20 protein-coding genes are annotated in these 26540 nt (G+C 58.8%); 14 read left to right on the top strand and 6 right to left on the bottom strand.

Annotated features, from left to right (window positions below; translation table 11 throughout):
• The first annotated feature begins 1 nt into the window (after window position 1).
• The 6 genes from AB4Z15_RS06190 to wecC all read left to right on the top strand — a co-directional run bounded on the left by AB4Z15_RS06190 (window position 2) and on the right by wecC (window position 7982).
• Window positions 2-1273, top strand: a complete 1272-nt coding sequence (locus tag AB4Z15_RS06190) for a glycosyltransferase family 4 protein (RefSeq protein WP_442016555.1) — start codon at window positions 2-4, stop codon at window positions 1271-1273.
• Entirely contained in the window at window positions 1270-3000 is a 1731-nt protein-coding gene (locus tag AB4Z15_RS06185; RefSeq protein ID WP_442016554.1) for a glycosyltransferase family 4 protein, read from the top strand. The genes AB4Z15_RS06190 and AB4Z15_RS06185 overlap by 4 nt, the downstream gene beginning before the upstream one ends.
• A gap of 21 nt (window positions 3001-3021) precedes the next feature.
• Window positions 3022-3909 (top strand): ABC transporter permease, encoded by an 888-nt coding sequence (locus AB4Z15_RS06180; protein ID WP_442016553.1) that lies wholly within the window; start codon window positions 3022-3024, stop codon window positions 3907-3909.
• On the top strand, window positions 3896-4786 hold the full coding sequence (locus tag AB4Z15_RS06175; RefSeq protein ID WP_442016552.1) for an ABC transporter ATP-binding protein: 891 nt from the start codon (window positions 3896-3898) through the stop codon (window positions 4784-4786). The genes AB4Z15_RS06180 and AB4Z15_RS06175 overlap by 14 nt, the downstream gene beginning before the upstream one ends.
• Before the next feature lie 224 nt (window positions 4787-5010).
• Entirely contained in the window at window positions 5011-6681 is a 1671-nt protein-coding gene (locus tag AB4Z15_RS06170; protein ID WP_442016551.1) for a glycosyltransferase family protein, read from the top strand.
• Between the two features lie 14 nt (window positions 6682-6695).
• Window positions 6696-7982, top strand: a complete 1287-nt coding sequence (wecC, locus tag AB4Z15_RS06165) for a UDP-N-acetyl-D-mannosamine dehydrogenase (RefSeq protein ID WP_442016550.1) — start codon at window positions 6696-6698, stop codon at window positions 7980-7982.
• A 2-nt stretch (window positions 7983-7984) separates the two neighbouring features.
• On the opposite strand, the gene AB4Z15_RS06160 is transcribed toward wecC, so the two are convergent.
• Window positions 7985-9289 carry a glycosyltransferase family protein gene (locus tag AB4Z15_RS06160; protein WP_442016549.1) on the bottom strand — a complete coding sequence of 435 codons (1305 nt, stop codon included), beginning with the start codon at window positions 9287-9289 and terminating at the stop codon, window positions 7985-7987.
• A 291-nt stretch (window positions 9290-9580) separates the two neighbouring features.
• Here AB4Z15_RS06160 and AB4Z15_RS06155 point away from each other — a divergent pair, with 291 nt between their 5' ends.
• Window positions 9581-9787, top strand: coding sequence for a hypothetical protein (locus tag AB4Z15_RS06155; protein WP_442016548.1), 207 nt, complete (start codon window positions 9581-9583; stop codon window positions 9785-9787).
• 196 nt (window positions 9788-9983) lie between these two features.
• On the opposite strand, the gene AB4Z15_RS06150 is transcribed toward AB4Z15_RS06155, so the two are convergent.
• Entirely contained in the window at window positions 9984-10238 is a 255-nt protein-coding gene (locus tag AB4Z15_RS06150; protein ID WP_442016547.1) for a hypothetical protein, read from the bottom strand.
• 339 nt (window positions 10239-10577) lie between these two features.
• On the opposite strand from AB4Z15_RS06150, the gene AB4Z15_RS06145 reads away from it, so the two are divergent.
• The 3 genes from AB4Z15_RS06145 to AB4Z15_RS06135 are packed head-to-tail and all read left to right on the top strand — an operon-like array spanning window position 10578 to window position 15388.
• Window positions 10578-12602 (top strand): CDP-glycerol glycerophosphotransferase family protein, encoded by a 2025-nt coding sequence (locus AB4Z15_RS06145; RefSeq protein ID WP_442016546.1) that lies wholly within the window; start codon window positions 10578-10580, stop codon window positions 12600-12602.
• Entirely contained in the window at window positions 12602-14542 is a 1941-nt protein-coding gene (locus AB4Z15_RS06140) for a hypothetical protein (RefSeq protein ID WP_442016545.1), read from the top strand. Before AB4Z15_RS06145 ends, AB4Z15_RS06140 begins: the two co-directional genes overlap by 1 nt.
• A 27-nt stretch (window positions 14543-14569) precedes the next feature.
• A complete protein-coding gene (locus tag AB4Z15_RS06135; RefSeq protein ID WP_442016544.1) occupies window positions 14570-15388 on the top strand; it encodes an acyltransferase in 819 nt (272 codons plus the stop codon).
• A 59-nt stretch (window positions 15389-15447) separates the two neighbouring features.
• Here the strand turns inward: AB4Z15_RS06135 and AB4Z15_RS06130 are convergent, their stop codons facing one another.
• The 4 genes from AB4Z15_RS06130 to AB4Z15_RS06115 form a co-directional block, all read right to left on the bottom strand.
• Window positions 15448-17097, bottom strand: coding sequence for a hypothetical protein (locus AB4Z15_RS06130; protein ID WP_442016543.1), 1650 nt, complete (start codon window positions 17095-17097; stop codon window positions 15448-15450).
• 161 nt (window positions 17098-17258) lie between these two features.
• Entirely contained in the window at window positions 17259-18413 is a 1155-nt protein-coding gene (gene wecB / locus AB4Z15_RS06125; RefSeq protein WP_442016542.1) for a non-hydrolyzing UDP-N-acetylglucosamine 2-epimerase, read from the bottom strand.
• A 428-nt stretch (window positions 18414-18841) separates the two neighbouring features.
• Window positions 18842-19411: a YdcF family protein gene (locus AB4Z15_RS06120; protein ID WP_442016541.1), complete on the bottom strand. Its 570-nt coding sequence runs from the start codon at window positions 19409-19411 to the stop codon at window positions 18842-18844.
• 59 nt (window positions 19412-19470) lie between these two features.
• On the bottom strand, window positions 19471-19935 hold the full coding sequence (locus tag AB4Z15_RS06115) for an Lrp/AsnC family transcriptional regulator (protein WP_442016540.1): 465 nt from the start codon (window positions 19933-19935) through the stop codon (window positions 19471-19473).
• A 171-nt stretch (window positions 19936-20106) separates the two neighbouring features.
• Here AB4Z15_RS06115 and pdhA point away from each other — a divergent pair, with 171 nt between their 5' ends.
• From pdhA to AB4Z15_RS06095, 4 genes are all read left to right on the top strand, one after another.
• Complete coding sequence (gene pdhA / locus AB4Z15_RS06110; protein WP_442016539.1) at window positions 20107-21300, top strand: pyruvate dehydrogenase (acetyl-transferring) E1 component subunit alpha; 1194 nt, start codon at window positions 20107-20109, stop codon at window positions 21298-21300.
• Complete coding sequence (locus AB4Z15_RS06105; protein WP_442016538.1) at window positions 21297-22385, top strand: alpha-ketoacid dehydrogenase subunit beta; 1089 nt, start codon at window positions 21297-21299, stop codon at window positions 22383-22385. The genes pdhA and AB4Z15_RS06105 overlap by 4 nt, the downstream gene beginning before the upstream one ends.
• 2 nt (window positions 22386-22387) lie before the next feature.
• Complete coding sequence (locus AB4Z15_RS06100) at window positions 22388-23851, top strand: dihydrolipoamide acetyltransferase family protein (protein WP_442016537.1); 1464 nt, start codon at window positions 22388-22390, stop codon at window positions 23849-23851.
• Window positions 23852-24061: 210 nt separating this feature from the next.
• Window positions 24062-26485: a S8 family serine peptidase gene (locus tag AB4Z15_RS06095; protein WP_442016536.1), complete on the top strand. Its 2424-nt coding sequence runs from the start codon at window positions 24062-24064 to the stop codon at window positions 26483-26485.
• The last annotated feature ends 55 nt before the right edge of the window (window positions 26486-26540 follow it).

The following is a 26540-nucleotide window of genomic DNA, read 5'->3' as shown; positions in this document are numbered from 1 at the left end:
CATGGATACTTCCCTCCCCAGGGACGCGGCTGCCGTAAATCCTGCATTCCCGTTGCGTCTAATGCTTCTCACCCACTCATATTGGCCGGAGCACAGCCCCCCGCAGCGCCGTTGGCTGTCCCTGACCCGGGAATTCCGGAAGGCCGGCTGGGACGTCGACGTCGTCGCTCCCGTCGCGCACTATCCCAATGGCAAGCGGGATCTGCCCCGGCGAAAGGCCGGATTCGCTTTTGCCCACCAGGAGGGCCCCCACGGCGAAACCATTAGGCGCGTGCCATACCTACGGCATCTTGGCACATCGCCACTTGCACGTTTCGTTGACCAACTCTTCTCCGCCGTGATGTCCGTTCCCATAGGTTTGGGCGGCAAGAAACCAGACGCGATTCTTGCCACAGCTCCGAGCCTCCCGACGCTGGCTACTGGATACGTGCTTTCCCGACTTCGCAGGGTCCCTTTCATCGTCGAGATGCGCGATGCCTGGCCGGACCTGGCCCGCGACGCGCGAATCGTGCAAGGCAGTGTCAAAAGCCTGGTGGAGCGTGTGGTCGAGTTCGTCCAGCAGCGAGCGGACCTGGTTGTCACGGTTACCGACGGCTTTACCGAGACGCTGCGGGACCGCGGCATCAAGAACGTCGTTACCGTGAGTAACGGCCTTGATTTGAACTCCATGCCCTTCCTAGAGCCACCTGCCCTGGAACGCGACGTCTTTCAAGCCGTCTACCTCGGAAATCATGGCAAAAGCCAGCGCCTGGACATCCTCATCAGGGCAAGCGCGCTGCTGGGCGATGGATTCCACCTGACATTGGTGGGTCACGGCACCAGCCGGCCGCAACTGGTGAAGTTAGCCCGCGAGCTCAACGCGCCCGTGACATTCTTCCCTTCATTGCAGGGTCAGGCCGTTATGGACAAGTACCGCGAGGCTGATACGTGCATCGTGTCCCTCCGTGATGACTGGAAATCGTTCGAGACAACCGTCCCTTCCAAGACCTACGAGGTTCTGGCCATTGGCCGGCACGTCACGGCAGTGGTTCGGGGTGAAGCGGAACGCATCATCGTTGAAGCAGGGGGAGGCGACGTCGTCGCGGCGAACGCCGAAGCAGTGGCACAGCTGTGGCGGGAGCTTTCCGAGGACCGAAGCCGTCTTGCCTCAGGCAGCAGCGGACGCGACTGGGTCAGGGACAACGCTGACTACGCCCAGCTGGCCCTTCGATACATGGACTCAATAACCTCCTTGGTCAATCCGGAGTCTGCCGATGCCCGGGGGACTGCGTGATCCAACTCCTCAAGAACGTTGCCCTGACTGCGGGAACCGTGTCAGAGCACCTCACAGAGTCGCCCTTTGTCTTGTTCCTCCAGGTCCTTCGCCGGCTGCCGTCCAGGATCGTTAGGCCGCTGGCCCGTTTCGTGGCCAGGCTTGCGCCCAATTCCGCCCGTCCCCTCTTCCTGCTGGCCACCCACGCGGCGGGGGACACCGCTGGGCTTACCCGTCGGTTTGAACATGGCGTCCGTGCCGGTCTTGACGGCGACCGCGCCCGCAAGGCGGCAGAAGTAGCCATCGCTGCCGGGCAGCCAGCGTGGGCGGATGTTTTCCTGCCCCTCGCCGCGGGGGCGACCCGGGCTCCGGCGACCCTCGCCAGACGCAAGTGGTACGACGGCGACATGAGCGGCGCCGCCGTCGTCCTCGCTGGCGAGCGGGGCGGCATGGCGAAACAGCGGCAGCGGCTTGATTCCGAAGTCCGCGTCTTCCAGGGGTGGAGTCCAACGTTGACGGCATCCGCAGTGAAACCGCAGCCGCGCAGGGTCCTGCATCTGCTGACGAACTCCGTGCCGCATACCGGCAGCGGCTACGCGCGGCGCAGCCATTCCATCCTGACAGCCCAACAGGACGCCGGTTGGGAAGCCCTGGCCGTAACGCGCCTGGGTTACCCCGTGCAGATCGGCGCGGTGACAGCGCGGCAGCATGACGTTGTTGACGGCGTGCGCTACGAACGTCTCCTGCCGGCGCGCATGAAGCCGTCCATGCATGGTCGCCTACAGCAGCAGGCCGAAGGCATTTTGTCCCTTGCCCACGACTTCAAGCCCGCCGTCCTCCATACCACCACCCACTTCGTCAACGGCCTGGTAGCCCGGGAAGTCGCAAATGCCTTGGACGTCCCGTGGGCCTACGAAGTCCGTGGACAACTGGCTGACACGTGGGCGTCTACCCGTGGCGAGGAAGCTCGCCGGAGCGAACGGTACAAGTTGTTTACCGAACGGGAAGCCGACGTCATGCAGAGCGCGGACCTGGTGGTGACGCTGGGCGAGTCCATGAAACACAACATCGTGGCCATGGGCGTTCCGGACAATAAAATCCTTATCTGCCCGAATGCCGTGGGCGGCGCTTACTTATCTGAACCGCTCGATCATGGCGAGGCGCGGCTGGCTCTGGGACTGGACCCGAACGGGCTTTATATCGGGACAGTAAGCAGCCTTGTCGACTACGAGGGCCTTGACGATCTGGTCACAGCATTTGCGCTGCTTGCGCCACGACTGCCACAGTTGAAGCTGGTTTTGGTCGGGGACGGCACCGCTGCACCCGGGCTTCAGGACCAAGTCCGGCGCTTGGGACTTTCGGAACGGACGCTCTTCACAGGGCGTGTTCCTCCGGAGCAGGCTCGCCTTTACCACTTGGCGCTGGATATTTTTGTGGTTCCACGCAAGGACCTGGCTGTTACCCGGGCCGTGACGCCGCTCAAACCTGTGGAGGCCCTGGCCTCCGGCCGGCCTGTGGTGGCCAGCAACCTGGACGCCTTGCGGGAGATAGTGCACGACGGCGTAAACGGCAGAGTGGCGAACGCTGAAGATCCCGGGGGACTGGCTGAGGTGTTGTACGAATTGCTTGATGATGACGGTTTACGGAAGCGGCTTGGCGCCGCTGGCAGGCAAGAAGTATTGGCCACGAGGACTTGGCAGGCAAATGCCCAGGCATACATCCGGGCTTATGAAAATTTGGGCGTCTAACAACGTAAGGAGGGTCAGCTGATGTCGGCGAAAAAAGCACTACTGCCCGAGCCAGCACTGGTACAACCACTGGCTGTGGACATGCGCCGCCTGACGCGCGTTGGTGCGCGCCCGGGCTTTCTGGACTATCTGGTTCAGCTCTGGGACTTCCGTGAGTTCATTTTTTATGACGCCCGCGCGAGGGTGCAGAGTGGCACGCGACGAGACCGCTTGGGCAGTGCATGGTTGCTGCTCAACCCGATCTTCAATGGGCTGACGTACTACGTTATTTTCGGCATTCTGCTCCAGACCAGCGGCGGCATTGAGAATTACGTTGGTTACCTGGTGATTGGAATCTTCATATTCCAGGGCACATCGGGCGCTATTACGAGCGGTGCCCGTTCCATCCACAGCAATAAGTCCGTGGTCCAGGCTTTCAACTTTCCGCGGGCGACTTTGCCGATCGGCATGAACATCCGGGAAATGATGTCCAACGTGCCGCTGATCCTCGCGATGCTTCTGATCATTACCCTGATCCCGCCGGTCGAGAAGATCACCTGGTTGTGGCTACTGATCATCCCGGCACTTTTGCTTCAATCAGTCTTCAATCTTGGCGTTGGACTGATCCTGGCGCGCATCATTTCGCGCGTCCACGATGCTACCCACCTGCTTCCGTTCTTCATGCGCGCCTGGATGTACGGTTCCGCAATCTTCTACTCCTACGACAAGTTTGTGAAGCACCCCGACATTCTGGCCGTTCTGAGAATGAACCCGTTGTTCAACGTCATCGATATCCTTCGCAATTGCATCCTTTACGCCCAAGCCCCCACGTGGCAGTCCTGGGCCACACTAGCCGTCTGGGCATTGGGTGCACTTCTCGTGGGTATGGTCTTCTTCTGGCAAGGGGAGGAGTCCTATGGTCGCGGATGAGCAAGTCGTGGATGTTGAAGGCCATCCGTGTGTGGTGGTTGACCGTGCAGCGATGGAATACCGCGTGGTCACTACGGACTCGGAAGCAGTGGCGCAGGAACGTCGGGATACAAGGTTCTTGAGCCGCCTTGGCCGTCGACCAAACACCGTGACGGTACGTGCGCTTTACGAACTGTCCTTGGTGGTGGAACGCGGCGAGTCCGTGGGAATCATCGGCCGTAACGGCTCCGGCAAGAGCACGCTGATGAAGCTCATCAGCGGTCAAATGCGCCCCACATCCGGAGCGATTTTCGCTTCGAGTACACCCATCATGCTCGGTGTGAATGCTGCGCTGATGCCTGACTTGTCCGGCCATCAGAACGTTGTCCTTGGTTGCCTCGCCATGGGCATGAGCCGGCAGGAAGTCGAGGCCAAGTTCCATAGCATCGTTGAACTCTGCGGGCTGGAGGATTCCATTTACCTGCCCATGAAGTCATATTCATCGGGCATGGCCTCCAGGCTCCGTTTCGCGATCGCCGCGAGCATCGACCCGGAGATTCTTTTGGTGGACGAAGCGCTGAACACTGGTGACGCCCAGTTTGGTGACCGAAGCAAACGGCGTATGGACCAACTCCGCGAACAGGCCGGCTGTGTCTTCCTGGTCAGTCACTCCCTGGACACCATCACCAAGATGTGCAGCCGGGTCCTCTGGCTGGACAAGGGACACCTGATCATGGATGGTGGTCCAGCCGAGACGGTTAAGGCCTACCAGGAATTCACCGGTCAATTAGCTAAGGGTAATAACTTGACTGCTGCGCGCCTCAGGGATGAGGCGCGCTCCGATCTTCAAACGACTGAAGTGTTGGCAAGGAGCAAAATGCGTAGGAGCCGGGCATGATCTACAACGTTCAGGATCTAAGGAAAGCCGCGTGGCACTATCGTGAAGGCGGGGTGGAACAAGTCGCGGAATGGCGCAGGCGTAGGAAGGTTGAAGCCAGGATCAACCGGAAACAGAGGAGATCAAAGTCCCCCAGCAAAACAGCCCTTGGCCCCCCTTCATTTGGGCCGCACCGCATCCCTGACCGAGAACCTCGACGAGCTGACCTTACTGTTGGAGTCATCTTGGATGACTTCTCTGCTGCTGCGTTCGCTTTCGAATGGAAGCTGCTAACTCTGAAAAAGGATCACTGGCGCCAACAATTGGCGGAGACTCCCATTGATTTTCTGTTCGTGGAATCTGCCTGGAACGGAAATGGCGGCTCCTGGAAGTACCAGCTGATGGGAACGTCCGGCCCCAAAACGGAATTCCTGGAACTCATGGAATGGTGCCGCGAGCAATCAATCCCCACTGTCTTCTGGAACAAGGAGGACCCGCCCCACTACGATGACTTCTTGCCTGCTGCACGGGAATTCGACGTCGTGTTTACAAGTGATTCGCATAGAATCCCCATTTACCGGGAAGACTTGGGTCACGAGCGCGTGGCTGCCCTGCCGTTTGCAGCCCAACCAGCGATCCACAATCCTGTTCGTGTTGGGCAGGAGCGCCACTCCAGAGGAGTGGCGTTCGCAGGAATGTATTTCGCGCACAAGTACCCGGAACGCCGGCAGCAGATGGATCTGCTACTGACCGCAGCAAGGGAGGCCTCGGCCAAGTCCGGCCCCAAGTTGGAAATCTTCTCTCGGCAGCTCGGTGGCGACTCCAACTACCAGTTCCCGGTGCCGTTCAATGAGAACGTTGTTGGAAGCCTGGATTATTCGAGAATGTTGACTGCGTACCGGGCGTACAAGGTGTTCCTCAACGTCAACTCCGTGGTTGATTCTCCGAGCATGTGTGCCCGCCGGATTTTCGAAATCACAGCATCCGGGACGCCAGTCGTTTCCACTCCTAGCGCGGCTATCGGGCATTTCTTCGAGCCAGACGAGGTTTTCGTTGCTGAGTCACAGGACCAAGGGGAGCATCAGATACGCATGCTCGCCCGCAGCGCAGAGCTAAATGATCGCGTCGTCCATCGCGGACAACGCCGGATCTGGGCAGAAAACACGTACGCACACCGCGCCGAGACGGTGGTAGCGTCGGTGCTGCCCGAACGATCACGGCAAGCCGCGCTGCCTTCGGTCAGCGCATTGGTATCAACCATTCGCCCCCATCAGTTGGAGCACGTCTTCCGAACGGTCGGAAGCCAGGTTGGTGTCGACATCGAGCTCGTGCTGTTGACTCATGGCTTTGAAATCATGTCGAGCCATGCCCGGGAACTGGCAGAGAAGTATGGCGTGCGTCGGTACAAGGTTCTAACGCAAACCCGGAATGTTTCCTTAGGGGAGTGCCTCAATCTCTGCGTTGGCGCCTCCACAGGTGAAGTCCTGACGAAGATGGACGACGACGACTACTACGGCGCCAACTATCTTGCCGATTTGCTGTACGCGCTGGATTACTCTGACGCAGACGTGGTTGGAAAGCACGCCCATCACATGCACTTCATCTCGAGCAGGGCTACCGTCCTTCGGATGCCGCATATGGAACACCGCTTCAGCCGGTTCGTCATGGGGCCCACTATAACTGCTCGCCGTGAGACCTTTGAAGCACATCCGTTTGAGCCCGTTAGCAGGGGCGAGGACACCGCCTTCTTGAAGTCTATAACCACGGCCGGCGGCAAGGTGTATGCCGCCGACAGGTTCAACTTCTGTCAAATGCGTCAGGCAGACGGGCACACCTGGGACGCGACGGACGAAGAATTGGCGGCATCTGGCGAAATCAAGTTCTTTGGAGATCCCAAAGAACACATCACTGTCTAAACAAGGGGACAGCATTGACAACAATTAACAAGGTCGCAGTGATCGGCTTGGGCTACATCGGGTTGCCCACAGCCGCAATCTTGGCGACTAACGGTCTTTCTGTGGTCGGCGTTGACATCAACGAGAACACCGTGGAAGCGGTTAACCGCGGTCAGGTACCCTTCGTCGAGCCGGATCTTGGCGTACATGTTGCAGGGGCGGTCAGCCAAGGCCGACTGTCGGCCGCCACCGCGACACCCAAGGCGGAAGCGTACATCGTCGCAGTTCCGACGCCCTTCAAGGAGGATCGGTCCGCTGACCTTACATACATTGACGCAGCGGCTCGAGCAATCGCTCCGCAGCTTCAGGGGGGTGAGCTTCTGATTCTGGAATCTACATCCCCACCCGGAGCCACCCAGCACATGGCGGAATACATCCTTAACCTCAGGCCGGACCTAAGTCTTGACGGATCAGCTTCGCGGCCGGCGATTTTGGTAGCACATTGTCCGGAACGCGTTCTGCCGGGGCGGGTGATGATTGAACTCGTCACTAACGACAGGATTGTAGGAGGCCTCACGCCAGAAGCCGCCCAAGCGGCCAAGAACCTGTACTCAGTGTTCTGTCAGGGTGAAATTCATACGACGGATGCTGTCACAGCCGAGATGGCAAAGCTCGTGGAAAACTCCTACCGCGACGTCAACATTGCTTTCGCAAACGAATTATCCGTTATTAGCGAGAAAATGGGGATTAACGTCTGGGAATTGATCAGGTTGGCTAATCACCACCCGCGCGTCAACATCCTCCAGCCTGGTCCCGGCGTTGGAGGTCATTGCATAGCCGTGGATCCATGGTTCATAGTGGCGGCAGCGCCTGAAGAGTCACGATTGATCCGTACGGCACGCGAAGTCAATGACGCCAAACCCGAATGGGTCTTCCAGCAGGTGGTTTCGTCTCTGGTTGGCCTTCCCGCCACAGCGGAAGTCTCGGTCCTTGGCCTTGCGTTCAAGGCGAATATCGATGACCTCCGGGAGTCACCGGCCATTGAAATTGCAGTTCACCTTGCGGATGCCCTAAAGGAGCGGCGCATCAACATTGCCGAACCACACGTCGAGGGGTTGCCCGGGCGGCTCCTCAACCGCAGCAACGTTGAACTGGTATCAACTGAAGAATCCATTCGCCGATCTGACGTCGTGGTGGTCCTGGTGGACCACGACCAGTTTCGTGCCTTGGATCCCCAGTTCATCGCGGACAAGAAAGTCATCGATACACGAGGTATTTGGATTCGAGCTACCCCTGTTGTCGGCGAAGGCGTCCTGCTCTGACTTCAGAAGATGATGTGCTCTTCGTTCATCCCGAAGAACGAGACGACGCCGGTGGCCATGAGGTCCTCTTCCTTGACGGACCATGTGTGGCCATCGCCGTCGCCGGAGCGCATCTGAAGAAAGTTGAACCGGTCGGACGAATAAACACTTCCGCCGGCCTGCCTTACCCTTCGCAGGAAGTCAGTATCTTCCCCGCGGTTCAGGTCCAGGAAGGGCATATCCTTCAACGTGTCCCGGGCGGTGAACATTGTCGGTCCCATGACAAAATCAGTGAACTTGTGTTCGTTGTGCCCAAAACGGAGGAGTGTCACGCCGGGGCCGGCGAGATACATGTAATGTGCCTGCTTTCCGCTGACAGTTGCTCCGCTGAAACGCAGTGCCCCTGACTGGTCTTGCAGATAGTGAGGGCCGTAAACGTCATCATCGTCCATCTTGGCCACGTACGTCCCGGATGACGCATCAACGGCGAAATTCAGGCATTTTCCCAGTGATGTTGAGCGGGGTTGCTGCAGTATTACTACATTTTCAATGCCATGATCCAGTGCCTCAGCCCGAATGCTGCTTACATGGGGTTCAAATCCATGGGCCAAGAAAACAAGCTCAACATCCACGTTTACTTGTTTGCCAACGGTGCCGAGGATGTGGCCTGTCTGCTCTTGCCGGATGCTGGAAACCACAACAGAAATCTTGGGGACCACTGTCATGGACGTCTCTACAGCGGGCTCGGCAGGAATGCCCACGACACCAAGCACCTCAGCCGCCCGGTGCGAGTACGTGTGCTGCTGCCAGATCCTGCGCTGGGCCATGTGAACAGTTCGATCACGCAGCTCTGTGCTTTGAACCAGAGAGCGCACCAAACTCGCTGATTCCTCGCGCGTTGAGGCAGACGGAACTTCGATGGCGCTGAAGGCATGGTTGGGGATGAGCCTCCCAGCTGCGATAACAGCCGTGCCGGAGGCCGCTACTTCGAAGATCTCCCGAGATGTTGATGCCACAAAACACTTGTAAGCCTTGTACGCCGAGAGCATTTGTTCGTACTCAAGTCTTCCAACCATGCGAGGGTTCAGCGCTGGTGGATAGGGCTTGGCTTTGCTGTGAGGCTTGTCCGTAAACATCTCCAGGCCGTGCTCCATCTTGCTGGACGCGTCGTTTGCCCCGCGTAGGACGACCTCGATTTGCTTGTGCAGTTCAGGAGACTTTGAGGGGGAATGCGTTCCAGCAAAGCCAACATCGCGCGCCTGGAACCCGTTATCCGGGCGGACGGGATTGTGTAATTTAGGCTGGGCCGCGAAATTCAGTGTTCCCACTCGGCCATGTCTGAGTTTTTCCTTGTACTCTTCGACACGCTCGGCGGCGTGTGTAAGAACGACATCGAAAATCATCGCTGCGTGGAATAGCTCTACATAATACGGTTCTTGCGCTCTACTCCAGAAAACCGTTGGTATGCTTCTCGACTTGCACCACTCAACGATGTCAGTCAAAGCTTTGCGTTGAATATTGGGGGTCATTTGCGGTCCGGCCCAGCCGACCGCTTCAGCCCAGGACGACTCAACGAAGAGCATCCTAACGGGCTTCTTCTGCAACGTTTCGAGCCAGGAATGGGGTTCAAGAGCGACGCAATCCCATTCATAGCCCCAGGCTTTGTTGGAGGACTCTGGGAGGAGGGTGGCGACGGGGAGCCTATTGCTTCGATCATGGTCTCCGAGCGCGACGGCTACCGGAAAGACCAGATCGTTCTTTCCGCGGGCCGAATCGTGCATGGAATGGGCGTTGTTGCGGCGAGGGACCTTCATTACGTGCGCTAGTACGCCGTCTTTAAATTGCCCAAGGGCGGTGCGCAGAGTACGAATGATCGGCCCCTTTCATGCTTGAACTGTTCCTGATGGGAGGCGGGCCGTATTGCAAACTACCACGTCTGTGCGGGCCAAAGTCGCTCTCTTGTGCTTTCACAAGACTACTACCGGCTGGCTGTTCACTGGTTGCCGCCCATGTAATAGCTGTTCAGTCCCAAACGCTCACAACGGTGAGGGTTGACGTTCCGGAATTCCCCCTAACATCGCCCGTCTCATCGAAGGTGTCGGCGTTGGCGAGCTCGGGGGACGCAGTAGAGTCTGCGGCCACGTGTTGGCCATCGTGGCCGGCATCAAGGGAGCACAGCGCAGGAGGGCTGGTCCGTGTAGTGGCAGGGCAATCATCATTAATGCTCAAGAGGTCAACCGGGAAACAATCGCCGGCCTGCAAGGTTCGGATCGTCATGCTGGATTCCTTCCGCTGTTGTGTGGCTAGAGTGTCTCTGTCCGCACAGCCTCCCAAAGCGTTCCTATGAAGACCCGAACAAAGAGTGAACCCCGGGTGAACTAGGGGGTGATATTTGTCACCCAGCAAGACTAAGGCCCGCTATATATAGCGGGAGTCGGTTTAGCCTTGCAGCCTGTAAATCCAACGAATGTGGAACATCGCGTATACTAAGGGTTGATTTGCGCAACTTCGGGGAAATTTCGGTGCATATTTCTGTGCGATACGTCACAGATGCCAGACTTGTCATGGGATTCTCCGTTGCGCCTTTTCCACGCACTCGACTTACCAAGGACATAGATGGCCGACGTAGCACCCATACTCACGATCGTTCTCGAAGAGTCTGGACGCCTTGACCGTGAGTCTGTGATGTATCGACGCTTGGTTTCAGCGCGGTTGCGCTCGGAAAGTGAGTTTGAGCTCCTGCATGTCGATGAAGCCCTGACGACTGAAAAGATCACCCAGCTCTGTGGCTCCATTGAAAGCAAGTATGTCGTCTTTGTGCGTACGTCGCATCAGATATCCGCCAGCTATGTGTCAACCATGTTGGATTACCTTCGTACCCGAACGGTGTATCTTGCGGAGCCCGTAATCTATACCGGCCCCATTGCGAATAACGTGGGCGGGACAAAGATCGATCAGAGCTACCACTACGCGCGCGACACCGACGTGTTCGGCGTCGTTTTCAACACCCGGCGATTGGCCGACGCCCTGGAAGCAATCGGTGATATCGATCGTTCTGGGCTCTATATCAGCTACCGCCTGTACTGGTCTATCGCAACGGTCACTCCCTTGCCCACAGGGTTCTCCGTCACCTCAGATACAAAAGCAGCCATCGGACTCCAGGTCGCCCCGGACGCCACCCGCCTGGTACCCCTGATACCGACCACCTCCAACGATCTTCAGCTGTACTTGGTGAGGTACATTGCGCTGTTCCTGCGCGGCATGAGGGCGCAGAAAACTACGCAAGTAACGTTGGCCCATCTCAGTGACCTGATCCACCAGTTTGACCTGGTGGATCACGTTGCCCTGGTGGATCCTCTTCAACCGTTTGAGGGGTTCTGGCTTAGGTGGCTGAACAACCCGGCACATGACACCCACCTGTTCAAGCAACTCAGCGATGGCGATGCCAACCTTATCTTCCGCAAGGGCGAAGCCAGTGAAGACTCGGCTTTGCAGCTTTACCGACTGAGGTTTGGCAACGACGTCCTCACGATCGAAAAGTCCTATTTGCCACGGGAGCTCCGGCCAGCATATGCCCGACCCGAGTGCTACGACTTCTACGAACGCCCCCTGCGACCTTCATCGACCATCCTATTCTTTGACCGGCCACTTCAGGCCGACGATAACGCGGAGCACCTGTACGAGTACTTCGTTACGCACCACCCTGACTTCACCGAAGTCTACTTTGCACTGAACCCGAAGTCAGATGATTGGTCCCGGCTGGAAGCCAAGGGCTTCAAACTCATTCCGATCTTCACCACAGAGTTCTATGAGAAGTTCCTGATCTCGGACCTGGTCGTGTCCTCGCAGATCTACAACATCCGTTACAAGGCCAAGACACTGGCCAACTCTCGGTTTGTCTACCTTCAGCATGGCGTGCAACTCAACGACATGACGGATTGGGTGCTATCCAAGTACTTCGACGTGTTCGTTGCCACTGGCCAGATTGAGGCCGACTACCTGGGCAAGCTCGCTCCAGTTGAGACTCTCAACTCGGGTCTGCCACGGATGGAGTCACTCGCGCGGGCCGAGCATAGCCGCGAGCACCTCCTGTTCATGCCCACGTGGCGGTTCAACTTGCACCAGTCCTCGGCTGAACACTTCACCCAGTCTAAGTATTTCCGCGCCATCGATGCCGTCCTATCGGATCCGGCCCTCATCAAATTCCTGGAGCAAACGGACCGAACACTCGAGGTCAAATTGCATCCCAACGTAGAAAAGCGTGCGGGTCAGTTCAGGTTCTCCGAGCGTGTGGTCAAGTCCGACCTCAGCTACCGCGCGGCGATAGCCTCGGCGGAAATGGTGTTCACGGATTATAGTTCAGCCGTCCTTGACGCCGCATTCATCGGGACACCAATTGCGTACTACCACTGGGACGCGGTGGACTTCTTCAGAGACCAGCCGTACGAAGGCAGGCTCGACTTCCGTGAGGATGGACTGGGGCCGGTCTTCCACGAGCACTCCGAACTCATCAACCATATTGTTCAGGAGCACTACCTCCGTCCGGATGATATATATATTCACCGCCGGGATCGTTTCTTCGAGGGCGTGGACCCGGAGCGAATCAACGCGAAAATCGTCGACAGAATGCTGAGTCTCTAATGAAAATGATTCGAGGCTTTCAACGCCGCATAAAGAATGCAGGTAAGGCAGCAGCGTATTCACCTCTGGGAACGGAGCTGGCGCGCAAGATCATGGCTTCGAGGCCGGAAACGCGCGCTCGCCAATTCCTCAAAGCCAAGGGGCTGGAAGGCAGCGTACGCCGTATCGCCTCCGAAAGCCTCCCGGAAGGCCTCTTCTTTGCAAAACTGACGATCCATGACTGGGAGAACCGCCGTGGCCAAGGCTTCCAGCTCTTGCAAGATTCCACGGTTGTTTACGGGAATGAAATTGAGCCACCAGCACGTGGTTTCCCCCTGGAGTATCGGAACATTATCGTCAGCTCGGACGATGTATCCCGCTTCAAATTAACTATTGATGCCCCTTTCGACCTGAAAATCGGACGCGGTGCTTTTACAACGCCGCAGCAGCTCAAGTATGACCACCAGTACGGCGTCGAGCAGCACGGAGATGTCTATTATTCGCTGCGCGGCAATACCACCAACCCTAAAAAGTTGCTGATTACTTTTCCTGGGTTTGGTCCGTCCACGTCCCGTATCTCCTACGCTGTCAGTTATCTGAAGGCAATTACTGATACAGACTTGAACGAGACCCTGATGGTGTGCTTTCAGGACCGCTATCTTGCCGCCGGTTCCTACATGATGGTGGACAGCGCCGGGCGCCCGCTTTATGACCGAGTTTGGCGAGCCATCGAGGACCTGAGGACCCAATATGGTGTTGATCCAACGGAAATGCTCCTGTTTGGCGCCTCCAAGGGCGGCAGTATTGCCATCCACTACGCAAAAGACTTCCCGGACGCTCAGTTGCTGCTGGCAGTGCCCCAGATGAACCTGCCTTACTACTTCAACAAGCCGTTCTTCAAGGACAATCTGTTCCGGAACCGTGCGCTCCATGAAATTGAGCAGCCCGAGGTTCTTCTGCGGCAGTACTTCGCCGAAGGCCGCAAAATTGATTACTTCTACACGAATTCAGATGAACTGAGCAATCACTCACTTATTGAGCTGGTTCAAGACGTCCCGAACCTGACTAAATATCGCGTCGACGGTGGCCATTCGGCGGTTGCACGGGCCGCTCTGCCAACGATGTTGTGCATTATCCGTGAGTTCCTCACGGCTCCCCAGCCGAAGTCGTTTGTCTGCGAGGACATTCGGACCTTCCACGATGACGACACGCTTCGTGTTCAATTGCGGGTCGACTCTGCTGCCTCCGAGGTTAAAGGTGCAAACTGGTTTATCGAGGGGTCGCTGGGCCGGACGCGATTTATGCAGTTACTGACCGATCACTCCTACAAGTTCGTCAAGCTCACATCGGAGGGCCAGCGGCTATTTGCAGCCTATGATCCAATCGAAGATCTCTCTGCGGTGACCGCGATCGAAGAGAACGGAACGCGCTGGAGCAGCCTCCTTCCCGAGCCTGTAAGGCGAGGTCCGGAACAGTGCTTACAAACGAAGCTGAGTTCCTCGGAGCTCAACCTCCAGACTGCCGGGCTTGAGGAATACGTTGTTTTGGACGGTGACCACTTCGGTCACTACCGTTACCGCTGCCAAAAGGTCTCTGAGTCAGGCGACACCGTTGAGGTGCACTTCGTCTCCGACGTCGAAGCAGAGGTTAAAGAAGTCGAGGATAGGAATCGCAAAGCCTCGCATATCGCCGTGGTGGAACCACAGGGTGAATGGGTGCTCGCCGACCTTGTGGCGTTGCGGTTTGTCGTTGCCGCTGGAGTTGAGCGACTGCTAATGGTGGTGCATGGCAACGCGCCGACTCCCGAAGCGCTGAGCGCCTTGACGGGTGTGGGCTGGAAGGACAGCACTGTCCTTGAAGTTGCGTCTGCAGATGATGCAGATTTCGACGACGCTGCCACCTGGGGCACCGCTTCTGAAGGAGAGAATGCAGCAGACGGATTTGTGTCCGTTGCCCGCTAGCTTGGTAGTTGTCTTGGTGGCCTTGTGATGTCCCCCCAGTCCATTCGCTCGTACGCGGACGTCACCAAGGTGCGTGATAACGAGGTCTACCTCACTGAGACTTCCGAATCGGAATTTGTCTCCTCATCGGTGGAGTTTGCTGGCACAGGCAACGTCCTCTATGTGGAGGACGGCGTTATGCTTCGGAATTCGCGGCTTCGATTCCTGGGCAATGACTCGGTCATTTATATCCGCAAATCGTCTCGTTATACGCGTTTGGTTGCGACCGTCTTTGAAGAGTCCGTGTTGTACGTTGGTCCGGAGGCTTCATTCACCTCTGAAGCGCACATGCTCCCCACTGAACGGAAACACATAATTATTGGACGCGACGCGATGTTCGCTTCACGTGTGGCCTTGCGGACAGCAGACCCTCATTTGGTCTATTCGGTAGATTCACACCAACGTGTCAACCCAAGTGCGTCAATTTGGGTGGGGGATCACGTATGGCTTGGCGAGGATGCGCTGCTCCTCAAGGGTGCCCGGGTTGGCTCCGGGAGCATTTTGGCTGCCCGTTGCCTTGTCACAAAGCGGATCCCGTCCAACTCCACGGCGGCTGGAGTTCCGGCTCGAACCGTTGGCGATGGCATCTTCTGGGCGAGGCCGTCAGTACATTCCTTCAATGTTGAACAGACGGAGCAATCACAAGTGCTCTCTGAAGACGACTTTATCTTCGAGCAAGACGAGCACGCTCTGGATATCGACGCCTTGGAAAATGAGCTTGACGCGGCGTCTAGCGGCTCCGAGCGCGCTGTATGGTGCCACCGGCTGGACCAGTTGGACGGGAAGAACCGCTTCTATATCGCCTGAGAGTCACGGCCCTCCGGCAAGGTCCGTGACTCTTACGCCGCTTATTGCCTATCCCTGGATCAGCCGCGATCCGAGTAGAAGGCATCGTTCTTCACGCCGGCGCCGTTGACTACGTTGATCATGTAGTACTTGCCCGAACCGAGGGACGTACCGCCGAGGCTCGCCGTCACCGACTCCAGGCGTGGATTCATGCCCAGTTGTGTTCCGTACTGCGCGTTGTAGTTTGTGGCAGAGACCGTCTTCTCATGGGTCCTACCAGCCGTGTCAGTCCACTTCACGTCTACAGTTCCGCCACTGAGGTTGTAACCCGTCACTAGGACATCTCCGTTCCCATAGAAGATGGAATCAGTAATGACAGGCGTGGTGCTGCCGGTCTTCAACCGATCGAACAGGGGCGTCCAGGTGCCGCTGCAGGTATAGTAGTTATCCCACATGAAGGAGATGACCTTTACGGGGGAGTTGCCCATCTGCTGCAATTGCTTATCAACCCTTGACTTGGTGGTTTGACCGCGGAGGCTGCTTCCGCACGGGTTTTGACTGGTTGCCGGGGCCATACCTTCTAGATTGGCCCAGAGCTCGGCGCCGGTTCCCTCGATTCCGTCGGCCAGCGCAATGAAGTAGTCGCGGTTCGGTGCCAAGTACTTGCTTCCCCACGAACCGTTCCCGACGATTGATGCCGCATACTGGTCCACGGCGTTGCCGCTTTCGTTGCCGAAGAAGGTCCCGGCCTTACCCGTTCCCATTCCATCCTGCACGGCGATGGCCAGATCAACGCCGTTCGCAGTGTGGGCGATATTGTTGACGGAGCGCCGTACCTGGTCTGTCGTGACACGCCCACCAGCAGCGCTGCGTGAATCAATGTAGGGACTAACCAGTGCCGACCGTGTGGGCAGGTACTTGGCGATGGCCGAATTTTGGATCTCATAGACAGTGAGAACCGAATCCCAGATGGCGCCGTCGCTGAGTGGCATCTCCGTGTGGTGGTAGAAGCCAGCCAGACCGGCCACGTTGTTGACCTTGCCCTGGTACTGCAGGAATCGTTCAGTGAATCTCGTGAAGGTGGACTGGTAGGACAGATCCGGCAGGTAGGTCACGTCGGTCCTCTTCACCGGCGCTGGCATCCCTGCGTAGTACTTCATACCCAGCGTTGTGGCTACCCTGCCCAAGGAGATGGAGATTGATGCCGTACCGCCTGTAATCACCACAACGTCGTAGGAGCCGTTGGACGAGTTGCACCCCGTCCCTTGTGAGGGAAGGACGAGCACTGTGTAAATTGTGCTGCCGCTGGCCAGGGTCTTGTCGCGCGGACATACAAGCGATGAAGTGCCCCAAGAGCTGTTGTCGTTGTACGTGAAATACCTGTTGACATTGACACCTGAGGTCGCAGCTTTGGCGCAGTTCACGCCGTTCAGCACGCACGCTGCCGGGACTGCCGAAAGGGAGGAGGGCTTAAGCAGCGATCCGAACGTCACCACGGTATCCCCGCCAACTGATTTGATGTCTCTGAGTTTGTTGGTGTTTGAGGCATCGCTCGTACTGCCATAGATGAAGTAGCCGCTGATGGGATAGACGGGGGATGCCGCAGCCTTGGCTGCAACGGGCCCGTGAATTAATCCAAATATCAAGATGAGTGCGGCTAGGACGCTCGCTGCTAGCAGCCTGACTTTGGCAGTGGGGTGTAGTGATGTCTCGGACCTGAACTTTGCCACGGTGGATCCTTGGGCTCGTAGGGTGAGACCTTGGACCTATGGCAAAAGAATGGCGTGTGGGCACGCCAAACTCAATAACTTGACGCCAACTTTCAAGCTCCAGAAAGAACTGTAATTTGTGCTAACGGTTCATGACAAACCTGTTCCAATGACCGTCTTTACTAGACGGAAACTGTCACACCGAATTCGTCGATCCGCTGTCCTACACCGAGGAGCTCAGCAATCGCGGCGACCGTGCGTTCTGATGCGCGACCGTCACCGTAGGGGTTGACGGCGTTGGCCATGGCATCGAAGTGATCGGCGTCGTTCAAGAGACGGTCAACTTGGGAGACAATTCGTTCCTCGTCGGTGCCAATGAGAGTAACGGTGCCAGCCTCAACGGCTTCAGGACGTTCCGTGTTTTCACGCATCACAAGAACGGGCTTGCCGAGGCTGGGTGCTTCCTCCTGGACTCCACCGGAGTCGGTGAGGACGATGTGTGCCAGGGACAGCATTCGAGTGAACTCTCCGTAGGCCAAAGGCTCCGTGACCACCACATTCGGCTTCCCCGCGAGGGCGGGCAGGACCGCTTCCCTGACGACCGGATTCTTGTGGGCGGGCAGGACGATGACGAGGTCCGGCTCGGCGTCTGCAATGCGGGCCAACGCGCGGCCCACACCGCGCATAGCGTCACCCTGGTTTTCGCGGCGGTGCGTGGTCACAAGGAGAATTTTGCGACTACTGGCTGCAAGCTCCTCGAGCTGGGGATCAGTGAAGGGAATCTGCTTGTCTACTGTGGTGAAGAGTGCATCGATCACGGAATTGCCCGTAACCACGATGTCTTCAGCAGATACGCCCTCGGCAAGGAGGTTCGCCCGGCTGGTCGTAGTGGGCGCAAGATGCAGCGTCGTGATTTGGCTGGTGATCTTGCGGTTGGCTTCCTCGGGGAACGGCGAAAGGAGATTGCCGCTACGGAGGCCTGCCTCGACGTGGATTACGGGGATGCCATGGTAGAATGCCGCGATTGCGCCAGCTGTGGATGTGGTCGTGTCACCTTGAACGATGACGGCGTCCGGCTTGTTTGCCGAGAAAAGCTTGTCGAGCCCGGTCATGGTGCGCGTCATGATGTCGGTGAGCGACTGACCTGGCTGGAGGATATCGAGATCGTGGTCCGGGGTGATGCCGAAAAGGTCGTTGACCTGGTCGAGCATTTCGCGGTGCTGGCCTGTGACGGTAACGATGCAGTCGAACTCTTCGGATTCGTGCAAGGCATGGACGATGGGTGCCATTTTGATAGCTTCGGGTCGGGTACCGAAAATGGGCATGATGCTGGGCACGTTATTCCCCCAAGAGAGCGATCTTGCGACAGACAGAGACTTCAACATCTTAGCTGAGCTTGCCGCTGAGCCAGGATCGACACTCTAGCGGGCTTGTGAAAGCTAGCCCGCAAGAAGCAGGACTGCCAGAAGAGTCGGCACGGCCACAACAACCAGGGCGACAAGAACCAACGCCACCCGACGCTTGAACTGTTGCTGCTCGGAGCTCTTGGTGGGGACTATGGGGATTGGTGCTGACGAAGGCCTCGGATGGTCGGTTATGGGCGTAGGTTGCGTGCGGACAGGAGCCGACGGGAGCTGAAATCCAAAGCGACGGCGCCTGAAATGACGGCCCGCTGGAAGCGGGCCTGCTGGTGTTGGACTCACCTCGTGCACCTTCCGTGGACGGTCGCTCGGCGACGTGTTTTCTGACAGTTCCTCCCACTACCTTAGTGAGAAGAACACTCCGGCTGCATCCACACGTCGATCAGCCCACCTGTTTCGACCACGAATCTGTCCAGCCAGGCTGCGGCCGAAAGGTCGGGTTGGGAGCCCACCATTTGGATCTCTACGGACGTGCACTGCCGCATCAAAGTACCTGCCCGCAACAGGTGATAGTCGGAGGTAACCACAGTGATGGACTTCCATCCGTTCTGCGCGATCAGCTCCGCAAGGCCTCTGGCTTCACCTCGGGTATTCAGTGGTGAGGGACGGAAGCAAACTAGATCTGGGTCATCGTCTTCGTGGCACAAAGCGTCACCCTCAACGTTGCCGGAAAGGCCCGTCGTCGAGACCACCAAAATGGGGATATCCAGGCTGTCCTGGAGTTCCTGAGCCACTGGAAGTCGTTCCTTGCTTAACCCGCCCAAAACGACGATCGCGTCGGTTCGGTGAGGCACTACTCTCGGCGGGCTGTAAAAGAACTGAAAAGCGGCGATCAGCCACAGCAGGGCGATCACCAAAACCGAAACAGTAACCCGCACAGTGGCGCGTGTGAGGGAGGCAGTTTTGAGGGGCACGGGGACAGTCTATGGTCCCCGAATGTGTGTTCCGTACGAGGCGCCTGCCGCCAGGGCAGCTACCGAGTATCAACGTCCTCAAACACCAGGAAAGTCTGGGTGTCCAGGATGCCGTCCATGGACTGTAATTGGTCGAAGATCACACGCCGGAGGTGGATGTTGTCCGTGGCGCGGACCAGCAGGATGACGTCAAAGTCGCCGCCCACCAGGGCGATGTGGTGGACCTCGGGAATCGCCCGCAAGCGCTCCTTCAGTTCTCGCCAGGAATGCTGCTGGACCTTGAGGGTGACGTAGGCCGAAGATCGCAGGCCGGCTTTGATCGGGTCCACCAACGCCGTGAATTTGGTCAAAACCCCCTCGCCGGTAAGCCGGGCAATGCGTGAGTAGGCGTGCGCCCGGCTGATGTGCACGTTTTCGGCCACTTGTGTAATGGACATCCGGCCGTCAGTTGTGAGCTCGCGGATGATGTCCCGGTCAACATCATCCAGGGGCACGGCAGTCTGCTCTGCCTCGGTCTCGCTCACGTGGTCTCCAATTCGTCTACAGGACTGGCTCGTTACCCAGCTCACATTTGCAATTCGTCTTTCAGAATAGCCACTTCCTGCATGCTCTTCCATGATTTGAACGAAAGCTGGATACGAAACTGCTGTCCGGAACATACTGGAAGCACATAGTGGCTAGAGAAGGACGGACCAATGACGATCCACGCAGACCACACTGCGCCGGAAGCGGCAGTAGAGGACCAAGCTGCTGACGTCCAGAGAAAATTCGGCATCAGCGTAGAGGACTACATGCTGCCTGCCCGGCACCAGATTCAGATGGTGAATCCGGATGGCACCCTTCGCTCCCATGAAGAGCAAGGCACCGAACCCGGCCACGAGTACCCAACGCCGAACGACGCTGAACTGATGGCCGCGTACGAGCAGCTCGTCGTCGGACGTCGCGTCAACGATCAGAACTCCGCGCTCGTCCGGCAGGGCCGCATGGCTGTCTATCCCTCGAGCCACGGACAGGAAGCCTGCCAGGTGGCGGCTGCCATGTGCCTCAGCGAAGGTGACTGGCTGTTCCCCACCTACCGTGACGCCGTCGCCGTCATGACACGCGGGGTGGACCCCGTTGAGGCGATGACGATCTTCCGCGGCGACTGGCACGGTGGCTACGATCCCAAGAAGCATCACGTCGGGATCCAGTGCACCCCGCTGACCACGCAGCTGCTGCACGCCGTCGGCGTCGCGCATGCCGCCAAACTCCGCGGTGAGGACACCGTGGTGATGGCGATGTGCGGTGATGGTGCCACGAGTGAGGGTGACTTCCACGAGGCCTTGAACTTTGCGGCCGTCTTCCACCTGCCGGTCATCTTCTTCGTGCAGAACAACAAGTACGCCATTTCCGTTCCGCTCAGCCACCAGTCGGTGGCACCGTCTCTGGCTCACAAGGCTGTTGGCTATGGCATGGCCGGTGAGCGCGTTGACGGCAACGACCTCGTCGCGCTCCTTGCCGTCATGGACCGTGCCGTGAACCTGGCCCGCGAAGGCTCGGGGCCGTTGCTTATCGAAGCCCACACCTACCGCATGCAGGCGCACACCAACGCCGACGATGCAACGCGCTACCGCCCGGACAGTGAGGTGGCCGAGTGGCAAGCGAAGGATCCGCTGACCCGCATGAAGTCTTATCTGACCGACAAGGGACTCTTGGATGACGCCGCCAACGACCGCATTGCCGAACATGCAGAAGCGGTGGCCACCCAATTGCGCGAAGGCCTGGGTGAAGACGTCCCGGTACAGCCGCTGGACCTCTTTAGGTACGTGTTCTCCAAGCCCACCCCGCAGCTGAAAGAGCAGTCTGAACTGCTTGCCGGCGAACTCGCACGAGAGGAGAGCGCAAAATGACCGTCACCACCAACGTCAACGGCAACGTCAGCGCCGCCACCGCAAGCGCAGCCGCGTCCGCTGCAGCTACCGCTGAGGCGAGCGGCCCTCAGTCCATCACCATGGCCAAGGCCCTCAACACGGCAATGGCCGATGCCATGCGTGCCGATTCCTCGGTCCTGGTCTTCGGCGAAGATGTCGGCATCCTGGGCGGCGTCTTCCGCATCACCGACGGACTCATGGCCGAATTCGGCGAGCAGCGCTGCTTCGATACCCCGCTGGCAGAATCCGGCATCGTCGGCATGGCTGTGGGCATGGCTATCAACGGCATGCGGCCTGTCATCGAGATGCAGTTTGATGCCTTCGCCTATCCGGCGTTCGAACAGATCGTCAGCCACGTCGCCAAGATGCACAACCGAACCAAGGGCAAGGTCAAGATGCCCCTGGTTATCCGTGTTCCCTACGCCGGTGGCATCGGGGGAGTGGAGCACCACTGCGACTCCTCCGAGTCCTACTACGCCCACACCGCAGGCCTGAAGGTCTACACCCCAGCCACCGTTGCAGACGGTTACCGGATGCTCCGCGAAGCCATCGACTCGGATGATCCCGTGATGTTCATGGAGCCCAAGAAGCTCTACTGGTCCAAAGACCAGGTTGACCTGGACGCCTTGCGGGCAGAGCACGACGCCGGCACCTCCACCGAGGGCCGCGCGGCTGTTGCTCGTCCCGGCACTGACGCCACCTTGATTGCCTACGGGCCGTCCGTTCCCACTGCGCTCGCAGCGGCGGCCGCTGCGGCCGAAGAGGGTCGCTCGCTTGAGGTCATCGATGTCCGCACCCTCGTCCCCTTCGACGATGAAACCGTCTGCGCGTCCGTGCGCAAGACGGGACGCGCCGTCGTGATCGCCGAGGCTCATGGCTTCGCCTCCGTATCCTCCGAGATCGTGGCCCGTGTGCAGGAGCGTGCGTTCCACTACCTCGCTGCACCGATCCGCCGTGTGACTGGCTTCGATGTCCCGTTCCCGTCTCCCAAGTTGGAGCACTACTACCTGCCGAGCGTCGACCGTATTCTCGACGCCGTCGACGACCTTCAATGGGAGGACTGACCATGAGCTCAGATATGCAGGTATTTCGACTGCCGGACCTGGGGGAGGGCCTTACTGAGGCTGAACTCGTGAACTGGCTCGTCGCTGTGGGTGACGAAATCAAGGTGGATCAGCCGATCGCTGAAGTCGAAACCGCGAAGTCCATGGTCGAGGTGCCCTCGCCTTATGCGGGCACCGTGGCCGAGCTTCACGGTGAGGCTGGCCAAACGCTCGACGTCGGCAAGCCGCTGATCTCGATCGCACGTTCGGGCGCTGCTCCCGCCGCGCCGGAACCTACCTCTTCTGCCGACGATGCAGTCTCGACCGGGATCGTGGCCTCGCCCGAGGTTGATGCGGCCGCCGAGACGTATCGCACCGAGGAGAAAGCTGGATCCGGCAATGTACTCATCGGATACGGCACTCCAGGTGGCGTGACCGGAGGCCGCACCCGCCCGCCGAAGGCGAGCGTCGCCGTCGTCGACCGCCAAAGGGAGATCCGGGCTGACACCCCGGTTGCTTCCGAGCCGGCCGTCGCCGGAACGCGCATCCCCGGCAAGCTCAGCGCCGTCATCTCGCCGCTCGTCAGGAAGATGGCCCGGGACCATGGTGTTTCCCTTGAGAACATCGAGGGCTCGGGAGCTAGTGGGCTGATCATGCGCCGGGATGTGGAAGCTGCTATTTCAGCTCCTGAGGCCCCGCAAGCTCCTGCTGCTCGTGTTCGTGAGACGGCTCCGGCCTCGGTGCCGGTGGCTGAGGGCGACCTCGACTCCCGTACCGGGCTCGCTGTCTCGGCCCGGACTCCGGTCCGTGGAGTTCGCAAGGCAGTTGCCGCGAACATGACCAAGAGCCGCACGGAAATCCCTGAGGCCACGGTCTGGGTGGATGTGGATGCAACGGCTTTGCTTGAGATGCGGGCTGAACTGAAGAAGCGCGCTCCGCACGACACGCCCGGTCTGCTGGCCTTCATTGCTCGTTTTGTCACGGCTGGGTTAAAAAAGTACCCGGCATTGAACACGCGCTTTGAAGTCGGGGAGGACGGCTCCCAGGAGATCGTCGGTTTTGACGGAATCAACCTGGGTTTCGCAGCACAGACGGATCGCGGTCTCGTTGTCCCGTCTGTCCGGAACGCGCACCAGTTGAGCGCCCGCGAGTTGGATGCCGAGATCCGGCGCCTGACCGCCGTCGCGCGTGACGGCAAGGCGACCCCAGCCGAACTCGGCTCAGGCACCTTCACGCTGAACAACTACGGTGTGTTCGGCGTGGATGGCTCGGCCGCGATCATCAACTATCCAGAGGTTGCGATGCTCGGCGTGGGCCGCATCATCGACAGGCCGTGGGTGGTCAACGGTGAACTTGCCGTACGCAAGGTTACCGAGTTGACCCTAGCCTTCGACCACCGGGTGTGCGACGGCGAGACTGCCGCCGGCTTCCTCCGGTACGTGGCCGACGCCATCGAGAACCCTGGTGGAGCGCTCGCAGATATGTAGGCGCGAGACAGACAGCAACGCTGCGGGACCCCGATTCGGGCAATCGGGGTCCTGCTCTTTGTAGGGCAAATCCTCGACAAATCCTCGCAAAAGACTGGCCGAAAGTGCTGCCACCTCTGCGTACAATTTTCTGTGGGGGTCAACTGGTGGTCTCCAGTTGCCCGCGACCCAGCCTTACCGTGCTCAGTCGCCGTTCTAGGATGCCCAACCATGGTAAAAAACTCCCCAATGCGATCCTTAAGGACCGTCGGCTTCGCGTTGGCCACGCTCCTCATCACCGGCGGCCTGGCCATACAGCCGGCAGTAGCGGGAGATAGCGACATCATCCCGAGCACCCCTCAATCACTCCGTCCGGCACCTGAGGCGGCAACGGACCAATTTATCGTCGGGCTACGGGACAACGCCAAAGCGGCTGCGGCTGCCGTGGAGCAGGCCGCCGGTCATGCGGCCATGAAGCTCGGAGTCGTTGCCCAGAGCTCGCACCCGAACGCAGCGGGCGGCCAGGTCATCAAACTTGCCAAGGCCCTTTCCGGGACAAAAGCCGAGGATTTCCTGAAAACCCTTCGTGCGGATCCCAACGTTGCCTACGCCGAAGCCGACGACATTATGCAGGTGGCGGCTGATCCGAATGATGCTTATTACTCCACGCAGTGGGATCTCTCTGAGGATTTGGCCGGCATTCGACCTTCCGGGGCGTGGCAATACAACCATGGTGAAGGCGTAGTCGTCGCAGTAGTGGACACCGGGATCACCAGTCATGTGGATCTCGACGCCAATGTCCTGCCCGGCTACGACATGATGTCCGATGCCACCGATGCCCGGGATGGGAGTGGCCGGGACGCTGATCCTACGGATCCCGGGGATTGGTCGACAGCAAATGAATGCGGTGTGGGCAGCCCGCAGATAAATTCTTCCTGGCATGGAACGCACGTGGCTGGCACAATCGCTGCGATCGGCAACAACACTTACGGTGTAACCGGTGTTGCCCCGAAGGCTAAGATCCTTCCGGTTCGGGCGTTGGGTGCCTGTGGTGGGTATTCATCGGATATCGCAGATGGAATCATTTGGGCGGCAGGCGGCATTGTTAGCGGGGCTCCCATCAATCCCAACCCGGCCCGCGTTATCAACCTCAGTCTCGGTGGCATCAAGCCGTGCTCTGACACGTACCAAAACGCCATCAATTTCGCCCATAACGCTGGAGCCGTTGTAGTAGTTGCTGCTGGAAATTCCAATCGCCCCGCGGCCGATTCCAGCCCTGCAAACTGCCCGAACGTCATCACCGTTGCCGCGAGCGACAGGACCGGCGCGAAGGCGTCGTACTCCAACTACGGGAGCGCCGTTGATGTAACTGCTCCCGGGGGCGAGATGAGTTCCTCGGCCCTGAACGGTATCTTGTCCACCTACAACTCAGGGACAACCACGCAGGGCACGGCGGGCTATGCGTTTATGCAGGGAACGTCCATGGCCGCCCCTCATGTGGCAGGCCTTGCGGCTCTCCTGTACTCGGCAGAGGGGATCGCCCTCACTCCCGACCACGTGGAACAGCAGCTGAAGGACTCGGCACGACCACTTCCTGCTGGTTGCCCGGCCGGCTGTGGGGCGGGTTTGATTGATGCCACCGCAGCGCTCACCACATTTGGTGGGCACCTTCCCGTGACGCCTGCGCCCGTAGTTTTCAATGACCGGGACGGCACCTCGAACGATACCTACACGATTCCCGCCCTCGCCGGCGTGGAATATTTGGTAGGTGGAAAGGTTCTTGCCCCTGGCACCTATCCGGGGAGTGGAGCAGTAACCGTTACCGCCAGGGTTGTTGCAGATTATGCATTGGCCCCGACAGCTCTGGCCGAGTGGAAGTTCACCTTCAAGACCTCCAGTCAAAAAATCACTGATTTCGACGGTGACGGCAAGAGCGATGTCCTTGCCAGGGACAACGGCGGCGCTTTGTGGCTGTACCCAGGCAATGGTTCCGGTGGCTGGCTAGCCGCCCGCAAGATCGGTGCAGGCTGGAATGCCATGACCTCCATTGAGTCAACCGGTGACTTCAACGGGGACGGCAAAATGGACGTGATCGCCCGGGATGCGAACGGTGTCTTGTGGTTGTACCCGGGCAACGGTTCTGGTGGCTGGCTTGCTGCCCGTCAGATCGGTGCAGGCTGGAATGGGATGGCCGCGATCGAGGCACCCGGTGACTTCAACGGGGACGGCAAAGCCGATGTGATAGCCCGCGATGCCAATGGTGTTCTGTGGCTGTATCCGGGCAATGGTTCTGGTGGTTGGCTTGCTGCCCGCCAGATTGGTTCCGGCTGGAATGTCATGACCGCTATTGAAGGCCCCGGTGATTTCAATGGCGACGGCAAAGCTGATGTTCTTGCCCGCAACGGGTCGGGCGTTCTGTGGCTCTATCCCGGTGACGGTTCTGGTGGTTGGCTTGCTGCCCGGCAGGTTGGTTCCGGTTGGAATGTCATGACCGCTATTGAGGGCCCCGGTGATTTCAATGGCGACGGCAAGATTGACGTCATTGCCCGCAACAGCTCCGGTGTTTTGTGGCTCTACCCGGGTGACGGCTCGGGTGGGTGGCTTGCTGCCCGCCAGATTGGGTCCGGCTGGAACGTCATGACGGCCATCCTCTAGTCCGGCACGGAGTTCACCTGCCACCGGGTCATTCCGGCTTCTCCCAGCTGCGCAT

Origin of the sequence: Paenarthrobacter sp. 2TAF44, assembly GCF_052114885.1 — a bacterium.
Lineage (GTDB): Bacteria > Actinomycetota > Actinomycetes > Actinomycetales > Micrococcaceae > Arthrobacter.
Note: the sequence above shows the minus strand (reverse complement) of the source record. Positions and strands in the feature narration are given on the sequence as shown.